This is a genomic window from Comamonas granuli NBRC 101663 (genome assembly GCF_000739995.1).
GTDB lineage: Bacteria > Pseudomonadota > Gammaproteobacteria > Burkholderiales > Burkholderiaceae_C > Simplicispira > Simplicispira granuli.
This window is the reverse complement of sequence record NZ_BBJX01000007.1, coordinates 197,223-211,987: the sequence shown is the minus strand read 5'-3', so window position 1 is coordinate 211,987 and position 14,765 is coordinate 197,223. Positions and strand designations below refer to the sequence as shown.

Here is a 14,765-nt window from a genome sequence, read left to right as displayed (position 1 = left end):
GGCCCCGCCCCCCGCCACCGCCATGCCCGCACCGGCGGCCGACGCCGGGGCGCCAGAGCTCCCGGCGGCCGACAGCGCCGCCGAACCCGCACCCGCGCCGGCGGCCCCCGCGTCCGTACCGGCAGCCGCATCATCGGCCGCGGAAGACGCTCCCCCAGCCCCTGCCGCAGTGGCCGCGCAGACGGGGGCGAGCGCGCCCTCCGCCGCGCCCGTGCCGGGCATCGCCATCCTGGCGCCCGGCGCCGCGGAGGACGGTGCCGGCACGCCCGCCATGCCGGTGCGCATCCCGGCGCCGGTGCGCCTGGGTTTTGACGTGCACGGCCAGGTCCGGCGCCTGCAGTACAACGCCAGCGCCGAGCTGTCCTGGCAGCATGACGGCCAGCAGTACCAGGCGCGGCAGGAGATCCGCGTGCTGTTTCTGGGCGGGCGCGCACAGACCAGCGTGGGCGAGATCACCGCGCTGGGCCTGCAGCCCCGGCGCTTTGGCGACCGCTCGCGCAGCGAGCAGGCCGCGCATTTCGACTTTGCCCAGGGCCAGGTCAGCTTCAGCGCCAACACGCCGTCGGCCGCCATCGCGCCGGGCACGCAGGACCGGCTCAGCGTGTTCCTGCAACTGAGCGCCATGCTCGCGGCCGCGCCGCAGGCCTATCCCGTGGGCACGCGCATCCGCATCCCCACGGTGAGCGCGCGTGCCGCCGATGTCTGGACCTTCACCATCGAGGGCGAGGAGACCCTGGACCTGCCCCTCGGCCCGGTGCGCGCCCTGCTGCTCGAACGCCTGCCCCGGCGCGACTACGACCTCAAGGCCCAGGTCTGGCTCGCCCCGGCGCTGGACTACCTGCCGGCGCGCATCCGCATCACCCAGGCCAACGGCGACCTGGTGGAGCTCAACCTGCGCTCGCACGAGGCGCCGTAGGCGGGGCGCGGCCGGCCGCGTGCACGGCAGCCCGGTTCGTGGAATACTGGGTGCACGGGACACCAACCCTTGAACTTGCGCCAGCCGCAGCCATCTCAGCATCTAAGCCAGCCAAGGGAGAACCGCCATGCACATGCTCTACGATTCCGATTCCTTCGTCGTGGTCCACATGCTGGCCGACGCCGAAGCGCAGGACCCCGCCGCCAGCGAGGCCACGCCGCCCGTGCCCCAGCTCGCCCGCCACGGCTTCGAGATCGTGGACAAGCGCAGCGGCAAGGAGGTCTACCTCGACGGCTCCTGGGCCGAGATGTTCCAGCAGCACATCCTGGCCTGGCAGCGCCAGACCCCCACGCAGGAGGAGGTCGAGGACATCCTCGACCGCTACACCGGCCTGGCCCAGAACCCTGTCGTGGTTCACTGAGTTTTTGGGCTGCAGCGCCCGCCAACACAGCGCGAGCAGCTCTCAATAAAAGAGCAAATTACGACGCGGCGCCACGGCGCTGGCGCATGTCCGCGCCCATGGCGGCCAGGGCGGCGTCGCTCAGCAGGGCACGGGCTGCGGGGTAGACCAGGTCTTCCTCGGTGCGGATGTGCTCCGCGTAGCCCGCGGCAAAGCGCGCGAACAGCGCCTCGTCCTCCGTCGTGAACGCATCGGCCTGCCCGTCGGCCAGCGCCAGCAGGCGCGTGCGTGCGGCCTGCCAGTGGGCATGCATGGCCTCGTGGTCGGCCTGCAGGCGCCGTACCGCCGCCGCCACGGCGCTTTCGCCCTGGGCGAGCAGGGGCGGAAAGACATGCCGCTCCTCGTCCTCATGGTGCAGGGGCGCGGCGATGTCGAAATAGCGCAGCACATCGCGCGCCGCCTGGCGTGCCGACGCATCGCAGCCGTCGCTGTGCAGGTAGTCCACCAGCCGCGCCAGCAGCGCCAGCGTGCGCTGCACGCGCTCGTGGCAGGCGCGCAGCATCTCGAACGGGGTGTCAAAGCCCACGGCGGGGCCGCCGAAGCCGGGCAAGGGGGTGTGTGGTGTGGCCATGGTCGCCGAACCGGTTCAGGAAAAATGCACCGGCTCGCCCTGCCGGTTGAAGGGGATGAACGGCCCGAACATGCCCTGGCGGATGGCCTCGACCATACGCTGCAGGGGCCGCTCGGCGTCCTGGCTGCTGGGCGCGCGGTCCAGGGTGCCCGAGAGCCCGGCCACGAACACGATGGCCCAGTCCTGGCCCCACTGCAGCGACTCCTCGGCCAGCGCGGCAAAGCTGCCCAGCTCCTGCGGTAGCCGGTCCAGGCACATGCGCGGCACCAGCGCCCCGCCCTCACCCGCGGCAAAGCGCGCGCGCTGCTCGGCCGTGGCGTCCTCGGGCAGTTCCACCGCGGCGAACACGAACAGCAGGCGCTGGGCCTCGGGCTGCGCCAGCGCGGCGCGCAGCAGGTCGTCAAAACAGGTGATGTCCATGGCAAATCCTTTCAATGATCCCTGGGTTCAGCCGGGCCGCCCATCGGGGCGCAGGCGCCCGCACCAGCCGCCCAGGCGCACCGCCCACCAGGCCAGTGCGGCGGCCCAGCACAGCGCCGCCGCCAGCAGCAGCCCGGCCGAGAGCCGCGACGGCACACTGGCCGCGATGCGCAGCAGCGTCGCCGCCTGCAGGCACCAGAACAGGGGCCAGGCCAGGCGCTCGGCCGCCAGCGCCCGCCCGCTGTGCCCGCCCGCCACGCGCGTGACCATGGCCAGCAGAAGCGAGCCCAGGCAGCCCATGGTCAGGGCGTGCAGCGCGCCCAGGCCCAGCGCGGGCGCCCCGGGCACCAGGGCCAGCGCCTGGCCCGCGCCGGCCAGCAGCAGGGCTGCGCCCAGCCACAGGAAGCCGATGTGCAGCATGGCCATCATGCGGTTGCGCAGGCTTTGCGCCAGCGCCCAGGCGCGCGCCACCCAGCACAGCGCCAGGCCCGCAGCCCCTTCGAGCACGGCGCGCAGCACCTGCCAGGCGCGCGCCCAGGCCGGCGCCAGCCCCGCGCCCTCGACCCCCACGGCCAGCACTTCGAGCGCCGCCACGCCCCACATCAGCCACAGCAGCCAGAAGGCGTGGCGCCCGTGCACGAACGGCATGGCCGGCGAGGTGAAAAACGGCACCATGCGGTGCGCCATGGTCACAAAGACCACCACCATGCACCCCCACAGCCCGGAAAGCACGCTGGCGCGTGCCAGGTCCGCATCCCCGGCGGCCACGCCCAGCGCCACGCCCAGCAGGCAGAGCACGCCCCAGACCAGCGCCAGGCCCACGGCGCGCGGGTGCAGGGTGTCGGGCGCGCGGCTGCGGCGGATGAGCCGCCACAGCAGCAGGGCCATCCACGCCAGGCCCAGGGCCGCCAGCAGCGCGCCGGCCAGCGCCAGCGGCACCCCCGCATGGGCGCCCAGCAGCCACAGCAGCCCGCCCAGCGCCTGCAGCAGCAGGGCCGGGCGCAGCGCCGCCGCCGGCCAGGGCGCGACGCGCAGCCACTTGGGCAGGGCCGTGAACAGAAAGCCCGCAAAGAACAGGGGCATGAAGCCGTACACCATGGCCACGGCGTGCACCAGAGCAGGCGGCAGCGCCAGGGATGGCCCGGGCAGCCCGCCGGCCCGGCCGGCCTGCACCAGCGCCCACCAGACGCTTGCGGCCGTGAGCTGTACCAGGGCGAGGAAAAACCCGAGCCGGTAGGGCGCCAGCATCAGGTAGCGGGGCCGCCAGCGGCGCTCGGGCGGCGCCACGGTCCCAGGAGAGGGTGGGCCCGCTGCCGGTGCAACCGCAGCGGCGGGCCCGTCAGTCTTCACCCACAGCTTCCCATGTGCCCGCACTGGGTGCAGTAGTCGCAGCCGTCCTTGCGGATCATGGCGTGCGCGCCGCACTCGGGGCATTTCTTGCCGGCCATCACCGGGGGCACGGCACCCTGCCCGGCGCCTTCGTCGGCGGCCTCGGGCTCGGGCGCGGCATGCTGCTGGCGCGCGCGGCGCGCCAGGATGTTCTGGATGGCGTAGGCGATGGCCGCCACCTCGGAGTCATGCCACTTGGGCACCTGCGTGCCGTCGCTCTTCTGGTAGGTGCCCAGGCGCACGGGGCCGCGGTCCCAGGCGACCTTGCGCATGTCCGACAGGGCGCGCTCCAGGAAGCCGCCGCGCGCCGCCAGCGAGAGCAGGCGCATGCTCGAGGTGACCCACTGCTGCGACTCGCCGCTCTGGCCCACGGGCATGAAGAACTCGATGGCCCGGTCCACCGTGCCCGTGCCGTCGGCGTTGGGCACCGGCAGGAAGGAAACGATGAGGTACAGGCGCTTCTGCCCTTCCTGCGTCCAGTAGTCCACCTTTTCGGCCACGGCCGAGAGCGCGCCCTTGGGGCGGCTCTCGATCACGGTGCGCATGGGATCGACGGGGACGTGCGGCTCGGGGGCGGCGTCCTTCTTGTCGGCGGCGGGGGCGCTGTGCGTCTCCAGCACGGCGCCCAGGATGTTGTTCGGGCGGTAGGTGGCCAGGCCCTTGAGGCGCGCGCGCCAGGCCTGCAGGTACAGGCCCTTGAAGTCGTCGTAGGGGTAATCGGCCGGGATGTTCACGGTCTTGGAGATGGCCGTGTCCACATAGGGCTGCACCGCCTCCATCATGGCGATGTGATCCTGCGCCGACATCTCCAGCGCCGAGACGAAGTAATCGGGCAGCTTGTCCACGTCGCCGCCGAGCTCGCGGTACAGGCGCCAGGCGTGGTCTTCCACGGCGTATTCGGCCATGCTGCCGTCGGCTTCGCGCTTCCTGCGCTTGTACATCCAGGAGAACGGCGGCTCGATGCCGTTGGAGGCGTTGTCGGCAAAGGCCAGGCTCACCGTGCCCGTGGGGGCGATGGACAGCAGGTGGCTGTTGCGGATGCCGTGCTTGCGGATCTGCTTTTTGATGGCCTCGGGCAGGCGGCTGGCGAAGGTGCCTTCGGCCAGGTAGCCGTCGGCGTCGAATTTCGGGAAGGCGCCCTTCTCGCGCGCCAGATCGACGGAGGCGGCATAGGCCGCATCGCGCATGCGCTCGGCAATGCGCTTGGCCATGGTCCGGCCTTCGCTGCTGTCGTAGCGCAGGCACAGCATGGCCAGGGTGTTGCCCATGCCGGTAAACCCGACGCCGATACGGCGCTTGGCCTTGGCCTCGTCATCCTGCTGCGGCAGCGGCCAGAAGGTGACGTCGAGCACGTTGTCGAGTGCGCGCACCTGCAGGGCCACCGACTGGGCAAAGGCGTCGAAGTCGAACACGGGCACGCCGTGGAAGCCGAACGGGTTGCGCACGAAGCGCGTGAGGATGATGGGCCCCAGGTCGCAGCAGCCGTAGGACGGCAGGGGCTGCTCGCCACACGGGTTGGTGGCCGAGATGGTTTCGCAGTAGTTGAGGTTGTTGTCGCGGTTGATGTGGTCCAGGAACAGGATGCCGGGCTCGGCGAAGTCGTAGGTGGACTTCATGATGGTGTCCCACAGCTCGCGCGCGGGCAGGCACTGGTACACCCACAGGCCATCGGCGCGCTGGTAGGCGCCCTGCTGCATGACGGTGGCGCCGGGCTTGGCGCGGTGCGCCAGCTCCCAGGGCTGGTCGTCGAGCACGGCCTGGACGAAGGCGTCGCTCACGCCCACGGACACGTTGAAATTGTTCCAGCGGCCCGGCGTGCGCTTGGCGGTGATGAAGTCCAGCACGTCGGGGTGGTCGATGCGCAGCACGCCCATCTGCGCGCCGCGGCGTGCGCCCGCGCTCTCGACGGTGGAGCAGGACTGGTCGAAGACGTTGATGTAGCTGCACGGGCCCGAGGCCATGGAGTGCGTACCCTTGACCTCGGCGCCGCGCGGGCGGATGCGCGAGAAGTCGTAGCCCACGCCGCCGCCGCGGCGCATGGTCTCGGCGGCCTCGCGCAGGGCTTCGTAGATGCCGGGGAAGCCTTCGTCGTCCACGCCCTGGATGCAGTCGCCCACGGGCTGCACGAAGCAGTTGATCAGCGTGGCCTGGATGTCGGTGCCGGCCGCGCTCATGATGCGCCCGGCACCGATGGCGCCCGCGTGCATGTTGGCCAGAAACAGGGCTTCGTATTTCTCGCGTTCGTCCGGTTTTTCCACCGACGCCAGCGCCCGGGCCACGCGCCGGAACAGGTCTTCGGCGCTGGTTTCCCCCGCCTTGAGGTATTTCTCCTGCAGCACATCGAGGCTGATGGGCTGCGTGGCCGTCACATCCTGTGCGCGACCCAGATTTTCTCTCTTCATGGTGTGGATGTCCGTAGGTGGTGCGTTGGGCTTTCCCTGCGGCCATGGGGCCCGGGAACACGGCCCCGCCCGGCGCGCCGGGCGGGGCAAAGCGGCAGTTTAGCGATTTGGCGCGCGCCGGTTTGAGGGTTTTCCTGCCCGGCGCGCGGGAAGCCCCATGGGGGCTGGCTGAGGGGAAGTGTAAATTATTGTGAATGCGGCGAATGCCCCAGCCACCTGCACGGATTTAACTGTCGACCCATACCTGTCCGTCGTGTTCGACGTAGGGAGGGTAAGGCCCGGTGCCGCTGGAGGTGGCCTGCGAGGCGGCGACGAATCCGCCCGTGCGCACGTCGAAGACATGCACCTCGCCGTCCTCGATGACGTAGTGCCAGCCGTGCAGGCTGATGCCGCCCTGCTCGACCCGGCGGCGCACCATGGGGTAGTCCATGAGCCGCTCCAGTTGCAGGACCACGGCGCGCTGCTCCGTGCGGCGCAGGGCCTCGGGCCCGGGCACCACGGGCAGCGCGGCCTCGCGGCCCAGGTCAAGCCAGCGGCGCAGGTTGTGCGCCTCCGGCGGCACCTCGCCGTAGAGCGTCTTGATGGCGCCGCAGTGGCTGTGGCCGCAGACCACGATGCGGCTGACCTGCAGGCTCAGCACGGCAAACTCGATGGCGGCGGCCGTGCCGTGCAAGCCGTGCGAGCCGTCGTAGGGCGGCACGAAGGCGCCCACATTGCGCACGATGAACAGCTCCCCGGGCTCCGCGCCCGTGAGCAGGTAGGGCACGAGGCGCGAATCGGAGCAACCGATGAACAGGGTGGTGGGATGCTGCCCCTCTTCCACCAGGGTCTGGAACTGCTGGCGGTACTGGGGGAACGCGTCCTGGTTGAAACGGCGCAGGCGGGCGAGCAAATCGTCGTCGGGCATGGCGCAGCTCTTGGCGGCGGGCGGGCCGGGCTACTGCACCAGCGGCGTGGGCGCGCCGGCGAGGTCCACGCCCTCGATCGCGGCCTGCCCCGCCAGCACCTGCAGGTACTGGCGCAGGGCGTTCGCCCAGGCCTGCTGGCGCAGCCGCAGGGCCACGGCGCCGCGCACCTGCGCCAGAGGCGGCTGCACGCCCGCCTCGCGCTCCAGCACCTCGACCACGTGCAGCCCGAAGCGGCTGTGCACCAGGCGCGCGAGCACGCCGACCTCGGCCCCGCCAAACAGCTCGCGGGCGAACTCGGGCGCGCAGTCGGCGCGCGTGAGCCAGCCCAGCTCGCCGCCCGCGCTGCCGCTGGGGCAGTTGGACCATTGCGCCGCCGCGGCGTGGAAGGCCTGGCCGCCATCGTCGGCGCAGCGCAGCTCCCGCAGCAGGGCCTCGGCACGCTGGCGCAGGCGCTGCACGTCCACGCCCGGGGTGACGGCAAAGAGCACATGGCGCACGCGCGCGCGCTCGCCCTGCATGGTCTGTGCTGGATGGGCCGCGTGGTAGCGGCGGCAAGCCTCTTCCGAGGGCTCGGGCACCTGCAGCTCGCGGTCGAGCAATTGCTCGATGGCGGCGGCCGCGGCCGCGCTGGTCGTGCCGTCGGCGCCGGGGGCGTCGCCGGCCGCCAGCAGGCCCGCGCGCTGCGCCTGCTGGCGCAGCAGCTCGGTGCACGCGCGCTGGCGCAGCGCCTCGGGCGCCAGCCGCTCGCCGTGGGCGTGCAGCGCCACGCCGTTGATGCAGGCGACGGGGGATGGGGCCATCACGGTCATGGAGTTCTCCTGTTTTGATAGCTGCCAGCGCTTGTTTTCATGGATTTTCAATATGAATAGAACCTGGAAATCTTTTGGAACAAGCGCAAGCAGCTATTTATTTCATAGCGTGTGGCGCTGGCCAGGATGGTGCTGGCCGGCGGGCAGGTTCAGGCGCCGGGCGCGCACGAGCTGGTAGGGGCGCAGCACATAGGCCAGGGTGCCAAAGCCGCTCCACACGTGCACCAGGCGGGTGAACGGGAAGATCAGGAACACGCTCATGCCCAGGAACATGTGCAGGCGGAAGATCCAGCCCGCGTCGGCGAGCAGCTCCACGGCGCCGGCGCGGAAGGTGACGATGCGCTGGCCCCACTCGGCGAGCTTCATCATCATGGAGCCGTCCAGGTGCTGGGCCGACAGCGGGATCGTCGCCAGCCCGAGCGCGAGCTGGACCCACAGCAGCACCAGCAGCACGATGTCGCTGGTCTTGGACGTGGCGCGGATGCGCGGGTCCGTCAGGCGCCGGTGCAGCAGCAGCGTGAGGCCGAAGAGGCCCAGCACCCCGGCGACGCCGCCCACGGCCATGGCCAGGAGCTGCTTGGCGCCCGCGCTCATGAAATGCCCGTACACCGCGTGCGGGGTCAGCATGCCCACGAAGTGGCCGAAGAACAGCGTGAGCACGCCGATGTGGAACAGGTTGTTGCCCCAGCGCAGGCTGCCCGCGCGCAGCAGCTGCGAGGAATCGCTCTTCCAAGTGTACTGGTCGCGGTCGAAGCGGATCCAGCTGCCGAGGAAGAACACGGCCAGGCAGATGTAGGGATAGATGCCGAACAGCAGGGTGTCAAGCCAGGCGGTCATACGGAGGCTCCTTGGGGTGCACGGGGGTTGCGGACAAAATGCAGGGGCTGCGGCTGGTCCGGCCTGGCCTGGCCGCGCTGGCTGCAGCCCTCGAAGGCCGCGGGCTCGTCCCAGGACTCGTCGATCCCGGGCTCGGGCGCCAGGGGCACGGACTGCACCTGCTGGCCCGCGACCTCCAGGATGGCGGCGATCACGCTGGCATAGGGATTGCCCCGCGCGAGCAGCGCACTGAAGACCGCGTTGAGGATGTGGGCCATCTCCCCCAGGAAGCTGCGCGCCACCGCGGCCGGCTGCGTGGAGGCGAACTCCAGCACCACGGGCAGATGGTCCGGCAGCTCCTGGGCGCTCAGGTGCAGGCCGGCGCGCTCGTAGGTCTGCGCCAGGTCGACGAGCGCCGGGCCGCGGTCGCGCGAATCGCCGTGCACATGCTCGAACAGGTGCAGCGAGGTCGCGCGCCCGCGGTCGAAGGTCTCCACATAGCGCGCCTCCATCTCCATGGGGTCGCCCTGCGCGAGCTGCCGGCACAGGGCCTGCAGCTCGGCCAGGCGCGCAGGGCGCAGCGCCTGCTCTGTGGCCAGCGCCGCCGACAACTGCGGCAGCAGCGCGCGCACGCGCGCATCCGGGTAGGCCAGCACATGGGCCAGGGCGCGCAGGGTGATGCGCAGGCAGTCGGGTGGTGTCGTGAACATGGTGCGCCCCTCAGACCGTGGCCTTGATCGGGATGGTGCGCGGCTTCTTGCCGCCGAACAGGCTCGCCCCGGTGCTGCCGTCGGAGCAGCCGTTGCCGAACGAGAAGCCGCAGCCGCCGCGCAGGTCGAAGGCGTTTTCCGCGTATTCGCGGTGCGAGGACGGAATCACGAAGCGGTCTTCGTAGTTGGCGATGGCCATGATCTGGTACATGTCCTCGGCCTCGTGCAGGCTCAGACCCGCCTGCTGCAGCACCTGCAGGTTCTGGCGCTGCTCCACGTGCTTGTCGCGCTGGTAGGCGCGCATGGCCAGCATGCGCTCCAGGGCGCGCACCACGGGGGCGGTGTCGCCCGCGGTGAGCAGGTTGGCCAGGTACTGCACGGGAATGCGCAGTTGCGAGACGTCCGGAATTTCGCCGTTGACGCCCACATGGCCGGCGTTGGCCGCCGCGGTGATGGGCGAGAGCGGCGGCACGTACCAGACCATGGGCAGCGTGCGGTACTCGGGGTGCAGCGGCAGGGCCACCTTCCAGTCCACGGCCATCTTGTAGACGGGGCTGTTCCTGGCGGCCTCCAGCCAGTGGTCGGAAATGCCGTCGGCGCGCGCCTGGCGGATCACCTCCGGGTCGTGGGGGTCGAGGAAGATGTCGAGCTGCGCCTGGTACAGGTCCTTGTCGCGCTCCACGCTCGCGGCCTCCTGGATGCGGTCGGCGTCATAGAGCAGCACGCCCAGGTAGCGGATGCGGCCCACGCAGGTCTCGGAGCACACGGTGGGCTGGCCGGCCTCGATGCGCGGGTAGCAGAAGATGCACTTCTCGGCCTTGCCGGTCTGCCAGTTGTAGTAGATCTTCTTGTACGGGCAGCCCGAGACGCACATGCGCCAGCCGCGGCATTTGTCCTGGTCGATGAGGACGATGCCGTCTTCCTCGCGCTTGTAGATCGAGCCCGAGGGGCAGGACGCCACGCACGCCGGGTTCAGGCAGTGCTCGCACAGGCGCGGCAGGTACATCATGAAGGTGTTCTCGAACTGGCCGTAGATGTCCTTCTGCACCTGCTCGAAGTTCACGTCGGCACTGCGCTTGGCAAACTCGCCGCCGAGAATTTCCTCCCAATTCGGGCCCCACTCGATCTTTTCCATGCGCTGGCCGGTGATCAGGCTGCGCGGGCGCGCGGTGGGCGCGGCGCGCATCTCGGGTGCCGACTGCAGGTGGTCGTAGTCGAAGGTGAAGGGCTCGTAGTAGTCGTCGATCTGCGGCAGGTTCGGGTTGGCAAAGATGCGCATGAGCAGCTTCCACTTGCCGCCCTGGCGCGGGACGATGGAGCCGTCGGGGTTGCGCATCCAGCCGCCGTTCCACTTGTCCTGGTTCTCCCACTCCTTGGGATAGCCGATGCCGGGCTTGGTCTCGACGTTGTTGAACCAGGCGTATTCCACGCCGGGGCGGCTGGTCCAGACGTTCTTGCAGGTGACGGAACAGGTGTGGCAGCCGATGCACTTGTCCAGGTTCAGCACCATGCCGATTTGTGCGCGAATTTTCATCGTGTTCTCCTTGGGGTGCGGCTCAGGCGTGGGCGGCGGCGCCAGCGCCGGCCTCGTCGTCCATCCAGTCCACGCGCCGCATCTTGCGCACCAGCACGAACTCGTCGCGGTTGGTGCCGATGGTTCCGTAGTAATTGAAGCCGTAGCTGTACTGCGCGTAACCGCCGATCATGTGCGTGGGCTTCAAGACCACGCGCGTGACGGAGTTGTGGATGCCGCCGCGCGTGCCCGTGATCTCCGAGCCCGGGGTGTTGATGATCTTTTCCTGCGCGTGGTACATCAGCACCATGCCGGGGTTCACGCGCTGGCTCACCACCGCGCGCGCCGCAATCGCGCCGTTGGCGTTGAACAGCTCGACCCAGTCGTTGTCCACGATGCCGCCGCGCCGGGCGTCGTCCTCGCTGAGCCAGACCACCGGGCCGCCGCGGTTGAGCGTGAGCATGTGCAGGTTGTCGCTGTACGTGCTGTGGATGCCCCACTTCTGGTGCGGGGTGATGAAGTTGAGCGCGATCTCGGGGTTGCCGTTGGGCATCTGGCCCTCGACCTCGTGCAGCGTCTTGAGGTGCACGGGCGGGCGGTAGCTCACGAAGCCCTCGCCGAAGTCGCGCATCCAGGGGTGGTCCTGGTAGAACTGCTGGCGCCCCGTGAGAGTGCGCCAGGGGATAAGCTCGTGCACGTTGGTATAGCCGGCGTTGTAGCTGACCTTCTCGCTCTCCAGCCCGCTCCAGGTGGGCGAGCTGATGATCTTGCGCGGCTGCGCCTGGATGTCGCGGAAGCGGATCTTCTCGTCCTCGCGGTGCAGGGCCAGGTGCACGTGCTCGCGCCCGGTCTGCCGGCCCAGCGCTTCCCAGGCCTTGCAGGCCACGTGGCCGTTGGTCTCGGGCGCCAGCATCATCACCACCTCGGTGGCGTCGATGTCGGTGACGATGCGCGGCATGCCCTGGGTGGGCCCTTGCTCGCGCACGCGGCCGTTGAGGTCGCCCAGTTGGGCCACTTCGGTGCGGGTGTCCCAGGCGATGCCCTTGCCGCCGTTGCCCACGGCTTCCATCAACGGGCCCAGCGCCGTGAAGCGCTGGTACAGATGGGGGTAGTCGCGCTCCACCACGGTGATCTGCGGCGCCGTCTTGCCGGGAATGAGATCGACCTCGCCCTTCTTCCAGTCGCGCACCTCGAAGGGCTGCGCGATCTCGGCCGCCGTGTCGTGCATGATGGGGGTGAGCACCACCTCCTTCTCCGTGCCCAGGTGGCCCACGCAGACCTCGCTGAAGGCCTTGGCGAAGCCCTTGTAGATCTCCCAGTCGCTCTTGGCCTGCCAGGCCGGATCGACGGCCGCCGACAGCGGGTGGATGAAGGGGTGCATGTCGCTGGTGTTGAGGTCGTTCTTCTCGTACCAGGTGGCCGTGGGCAGCACGATGTCGGAATACAGGCAGGTGGTGGAGAGGCGGAAGTCCAGCGTCACCAGCAGGTCGAGCTTGCCTTCGGGCGCCTGGGCGTGCCAGCGCGCCTCCTCGGGCTTGGCGTCGTCCTGGCCCAGGTCCTTGCCCTGCACGCCGTGCGTGGTGCCCAGCAGGTGCTTGAGGAAGTACTCGTGGCCCTTGCCCGAGCTGCCCAGGATGTTGGAGCGCCACACGAACATGTTGCGCGGCCAGTTGGCGGGGTGGTCGGGGTCTTCGCAGCTCATCCTGAGCGAGCCGTCCTGGAGCGACTGCACCACGTAGTCGCGCGCATCCATGCCGCGCGCCTGCGCGTCCTTGACCACCTGCAGGGGGTTGGTTTGCAGCTGGGGCGCCGAGGGCAGCCAGCCCATGCGCTCGGCACGGATGTTGAAGTCGATCATCGAGCCGCTGTAGCGGCTCTTGTCGGCCAGGGGCGAGAGCACCTCGTCCACCGCCAGCTTCTCGTAGCGCCACTGGTCGGTGTGCGCGTAGAAGAAGCTCGTGGAGTTCTGCTGGCGCGGCGGGCGGATCCAGTCCAGCGCGAAGGCCAGCGCCGTCCAGCCGGTCTGCGGGCGCAGCTTCTCCTGGCCCACGTAGTGCGCCCAGCCGCCGCCGCTCTGGCCGATGCAGCCGCACAGCATCAGCATGTTGATGATGCCGCGGTAGTTCATGTCGCAGTGGTACCAGTGGTTCATGGCCGCGCCGATGATCACCATGCTCTTGCCACGGGTCTTGTCGGCGTTGTCGGCGAACTGGCGCGCCACGGTGATGACCTGCTCGCGCGGCACGCCCGTGATGCGCTCTTGCCATGCAGGGGTGTAGGGGCGGTCGGCGTCATAGCCGGCCGCGCCGCTCTCTCCGGGCAGGCCGCGCTGGATGCCGTAGTTGGCGGCCAGCAGGTCGAACACGGTGGCCACCATGACCTCGCCGGACACCCCTTCGCCCTGCAGCGCCAGGCGCGTGACCGGCACGGGGCTCACCATCACGTCGCCCTGCGCCTGGGTGTTCGCCGTGAAGTGGGGCGTGGGCACACCGCCGAAATATGGAAACGCCACGGGCGCCACTTCATGCGCCTGGGCGCCGTCTTCGAGCACGGAGAGCTTGAGCCGGGTTGGCGCGCCGCTGCGCGCGTCCTTGCTCTCCAGGTTCCAGCGGCCGAGGTCGGCGCGCTCCTTGGCCCCCCAGCGGAACCCGATGGAGCCCTGGGGCAGGACCACGTTGCCCTGCGCGTCGTAGGCCACGGTCTTCCAGTCGGGGTTGTTGTCCTGGTCGAGCTTTCCGGGGAAGTCGCTGGCGCGCACGTAGCGGTCGGGCACCAGCGCGGTGCGCCCATCCGCAAGCTGCTTTTCCTTGAGCACCACGAGCAGCGGCAGGTCGGTGTAGCGGCGCGCGTAGTCGTCAAAGTATGCCGAGCGCCGGTCGAAATAGAACTCCTGGAGGATCACGTGCCCCATGGCCATGGCCAGGGCGGCGTCCGTGCCCTGCTTGGGGTGCATCCACAGGTCGGCGAGCTTGGCCACTTCGGAATAGTCCGGCGTGACGGCCACGGTTTTGGCGCCCTTGTAGCGCACCTCGGTGAAGAAGTGCGCATCGGGGGTGCGCGTCTGGGGCACGTTCGAGCCCCAGGCGATGAGGAAGGTGGAGTTGTACCAGTCGGCGCTCTCGGGCACGTCGGTCTGCTCGCCCCACACCTGCGGGCTGGACGGCGGCAGGTCGCAGTACCAGTCGTAGAAGCTCATGCACACGCCGCCCAGCAGGCTCAGGTAGCGCGAACCGGCGGCGTAGGAAATCATGGACATGGCCGGAATCGGCGAGAAGCCGATGATGCGGTCCGGGCCGTGCTTCTTGATGGTGTAGACGTTGGCCGCCGCGATCATCTGGTTGACCTCGTCCCAGGTGCTGCGCACGAAGCCGCCCAGGCCGCGCTGCTTCTGCCATTCGCGGCGCGCACTGTCGTTCTCGACGATGGCGGCCCAGGCGTCGACCGGGCTCTTGGCCACGGTCAGGGCGGCGCGCCAGTGCTGGAGCAGGCGTGCGCGCACCAGCGGGTACTTCACGCGGTTGGCGCTGTAGAGGTACCAGCTGTAGCTGGCGCCGCGCGCGCAGCCGCGCGGCTCGTGGTTGGGCAGATCGGGGCGCGTGCGCGGGTAGTCGGTCTGCTGGGTTTCCCAGGTGACGATGCCGCCCTTGACGTACACCTTCCACGAGCACGAGCCCGTGCAGTTGACGCCGTGCGTGGAGCGCACGATCTTGTCGTGCGCCCAGCGGTCGCGGTAGGCATCCTCCCAGGTGCGGTCCTCGCCGGTGGTCCGGCCATGCCCGCCCGAGAACGGCTCCTGCGGCTGGTTGAAGTAACTCAGGCGGTCCAGAAAATGGCTCATAGGTCTCTCCAGA

General features: G+C 69.9%; 12 protein-coding genes. 2 read left to right on the top strand and 10 right to left on the bottom strand.

The window, feature by feature from the left end; genetic code table 11:
- Together CGR01S_RS09595 and CGR01S_RS09590 are read left to right on the top strand one after the other, a co-directional pair.
- The coding region (locus CGR01S_RS09595) for a DUF3108 domain-containing protein (RefSeq protein WP_042425860.1) at positions 1–916 on the top strand (916 nt) is incomplete at its 5' end.
- A 127-nt stretch (positions 917–1,043) separates the two neighbouring features.
- Positions 1,044–1,337 carry a BTH_I0359 family protein gene (locus CGR01S_RS09590; RefSeq protein ID WP_042425804.1) on the top strand — a complete coding sequence of 98 codons (294 nt, stop codon included), beginning with the start codon at positions 1,044–1,046 and terminating at the stop codon, positions 1,335–1,337.
- Positions 1,338–1,395: 58 nt separating this feature from the next.
- Here CGR01S_RS09590 and CGR01S_RS09585 read toward each other — a convergent pair whose 3' ends face one another.
- The 10 genes from CGR01S_RS09585 to CGR01S_RS09540 all read right to left on the bottom strand — a co-directional run bounded on the left by CGR01S_RS09585 (position 1,396) and on the right by CGR01S_RS09540 (position 14,752).
- Complete coding sequence (locus CGR01S_RS09585) at positions 1,396–1,947, bottom strand: hemerythrin domain-containing protein (RefSeq protein ID WP_042425802.1); 552 nt, start codon at positions 1,945–1,947, stop codon at positions 1,396–1,398.
- Positions 1,948–1,962: 15 nt separating this feature from the next.
- Positions 1,963–2,367 carry a hypothetical protein gene (locus CGR01S_RS09580; RefSeq protein WP_042425800.1) on the bottom strand — a complete coding sequence of 135 codons (405 nt, stop codon included), beginning with the start codon at positions 2,365–2,367 and terminating at the stop codon, positions 1,963–1,965.
- 27 nt (positions 2,368–2,394) lie between these two features.
- Positions 2,395–3,654, bottom strand: coding sequence for an NnrS family protein (locus CGR01S_RS09575; protein ID WP_245616781.1), 1,260 nt, complete (start codon positions 3,652–3,654; stop codon positions 2,395–2,397).
- Positions 3,655–3,713: 59 nt separating this feature from the next.
- Positions 3,714–6,158, bottom strand: a complete 2,445-nt coding sequence (locus tag CGR01S_RS09570; protein WP_042425797.1) for an adenosylcobalamin-dependent ribonucleoside-diphosphate reductase — start codon at positions 6,156–6,158, stop codon at positions 3,714–3,716.
- A gap of 226 nt (positions 6,159–6,384) precedes the next feature.
- The gene (locus tag CGR01S_RS09565; protein WP_042425794.1) at positions 6,385–7,065 is read right to left on the bottom strand and encodes a carbonic anhydrase; all 681 of its coding nucleotides are present in this window, start codon (positions 7,063–7,065) and stop codon (positions 6,385–6,387) included.
- A gap of 30 nt (positions 7,066–7,095) precedes the next feature.
- Positions 7,096–7,875: a peptidylprolyl isomerase gene (locus CGR01S_RS09560; protein WP_042425792.1), complete on the bottom strand. Its 780-nt coding sequence runs from the start codon at positions 7,873–7,875 to the stop codon at positions 7,096–7,098.
- 102 nt (positions 7,876–7,977) lie between these two features.
- A complete protein-coding gene (gene narI / locus CGR01S_RS09555; protein ID WP_042425789.1) occupies positions 7,978–8,712 on the bottom strand; it encodes a respiratory nitrate reductase subunit gamma in 735 nt (244 codons plus the stop codon).
- On the bottom strand, positions 8,709–9,401 hold the full coding sequence (gene narJ, locus CGR01S_RS09550; protein ID WP_042425787.1) for a nitrate reductase molybdenum cofactor assembly chaperone: 693 nt from the start codon (positions 9,399–9,401) through the stop codon (positions 8,709–8,711). Before narJ ends, narI begins: the two co-directional genes overlap by 4 nt.
- A gap of 10 nt (positions 9,402–9,411) precedes the next feature.
- Entirely contained in the window at positions 9,412–10,935 is a 1,524-nt protein-coding gene (narH, locus tag CGR01S_RS09545; RefSeq protein WP_042425785.1) for a nitrate reductase subunit beta, read from the bottom strand.
- A gap of 22 nt (positions 10,936–10,957) precedes the next feature.
- Positions 10,958–14,752: a nitrate reductase subunit alpha gene (locus CGR01S_RS09540; RefSeq protein WP_042425782.1), complete on the bottom strand. Its 3,795-nt coding sequence runs from the start codon at positions 14,750–14,752 to the stop codon at positions 10,958–10,960.
- Between the last annotated feature and the right edge of the window lie 13 nt (positions 14,753–14,765).

Bases quoted from the DNA above. Each gene is read 5' to 3' on its own strand.
- CGR01S_RS09590 (WP_042425804.1), top strand. From the start codon at position 1,044: ATGCACATGCTCTACGATTCCGATTCCTTCGTCGTGGTCCACATGCTG.
- CGR01S_RS09585 (WP_042425802.1), bottom strand. From the start codon at position 1,947: ATGGCCACACCACACACCCCCTTGCCCGGCTTCGGCGGCCCCGCCGTG.
- CGR01S_RS09580 (WP_042425800.1), bottom strand. From the start codon at position 2,367: ATGGACATCACCTGTTTTGACGACCTGCTGCGCGCCGCGCTGGCGCAG.
- CGR01S_RS09570 (WP_042425797.1), bottom strand. From the start codon at position 6,158: ATGAAGAGAGAAAATCTGGGTCGCGCACAGGATGTGACGGCCACGCAG.
- CGR01S_RS09565 (WP_042425794.1), bottom strand. From the start codon at position 7,065: ATGCCCGACGACGATTTGCTCGCCCGCCTGCGCCGTTTCAACCAGGAC.
- CGR01S_RS09560 (WP_042425792.1), bottom strand. From the start codon at position 7,875: ATGACCGTGATGGCCCCATCCCCCGTCGCCTGCATCAACGGCGTGGCG.
- narI (WP_042425789.1), bottom strand. From the start codon at position 8,712: ATGACCGCCTGGCTTGACACCCTGCTGTTCGGCATCTATCCCTACATC.
- narJ (WP_042425787.1), bottom strand. From the start codon at position 9,401: ATGTTCACGACACCACCCGACTGCCTGCGCATCACCCTGCGCGCCCTG.
- narH (WP_042425785.1), bottom strand. From the start codon at position 10,935: ATGAAAATTCGCGCACAAATCGGCATGGTGCTGAACCTGGACAAGTGC.
- CGR01S_RS09540 (WP_042425782.1), bottom strand. From the start codon at position 14,752: ATGAGCCATTTTCTGGACCGCCTGAGTTACTTCAACCAGCCGCAGGAG.